General features: G+C 49.7%; 2 protein-coding genes. One reads left to right on the forward strand and one right to left on the reverse strand.

The genetic code is table 11. From position 1 onward, the window contains the following. Nucleotides 1-396 (forward strand): hypothetical protein (locus KDK18_RS05105; protein ID WP_257253667.1); only part of this gene is annotated, 396 nt, incomplete at its 5' end. Between the two features lie 80 nt (nucleotides 397-476). Here the strand turns inward: KDK18_RS05105 and proB are convergent. Further along, nucleotides 477-1,113, reverse strand: a 637-nt coding sequence (proB, locus tag KDK18_RS05110; RefSeq protein ID WP_257253669.1) for a glutamate 5-kinase, incomplete at its 5' end; no start/stop codon positions are given.

The following is a 1,113-nucleotide window of genomic DNA, read 5'->3' on the forward strand; positions in this document are numbered from 1 at the left end:
GTAGCAACCACCTCATGGGCTGTTCTGAGCCAACAAGTCGCAGTCTCTGCATTTACCTTCAGCTCCATCAAAATGGCAGCGGCCAAATATTTAGGCATGGGCGCAAGAAGCGCTCTGGGTGTTTCATTTGGTCAGGCTGCCTTTAACATTATCTTTGAAAGTTTGACAGGCTCCCCTCTGGAAGACTGTATCCCCATTTTCAAATACAATAGGAAACACAGCGCCATCAGTGCCAAAAACTGGCCTTACTACGGCAAAAAATTTGTCGCCTCCAACTTTTTCCTGATTCTCTGGGCTGCCAAACAATCAGGATTGATTGCCAGCCATACTGCCTGGCTGGGCAAACACTTGGCAAAAGCATCATCCTTTCTGTGGAGAAAAAACAAACAGGAATAAAAGTGTGAAAACCGGGATCAGATCATGAAGTCTACTTTCAAAATAAGTTACGATCTGGTCCCATAGACCCCATAACTGGCTCAATGCCCTGCAAGCACCATATTATCTCGATGCAAAAGCTCAGGCTCTCCCGAATAACCTAGCAATTCACCAATCCTGTGACTGGGTTTACCAATAATTTTCCTGGCATCATCTGAACCATAATTGATCAAACCACGAGCCACTTCATGGCCGGACTCATCGACACAGGCCACCATCTCCCCGCGGAGGAAGCGCCCCTCTACAGCCTTTACCCCGACAGCAAGAAGGCTTTTGCCCTGATTTTTAAGCACATTCACTGCACCCGCATCCAGCATCAGCTTACCTGAAGTCTGCATATGCCCCTGCAACCACTGCTTGCGAGCAGCCATTCGTTCATGATCCGGCGTGAGCAAAGTACCCAGAACTTCCTGCTCAAAAAGACGACGGATGACATTCTCAATCTTCCCACCGACGATGACTGTTGCCGCACCAGAAGCCGCAGCCTGACGAGCTGCCCGAAGCTTGGTTTGCATACCACCGCGACCCAGACGACCGCTGACACCACCCGCCATAGCATCCAAAACAGGATCAAGGGCTCTGGCCTCATTCATCAATCTCGCAGCGGGGTTTTTACGAGGATCTTCTGTATACAAACCATTCTGATCCGTCAGAATCACCAGAACATCGGCCTCCACC

The organism is Endozoicomonas sp. SESOKO3 (genome assembly GCF_024606255.1).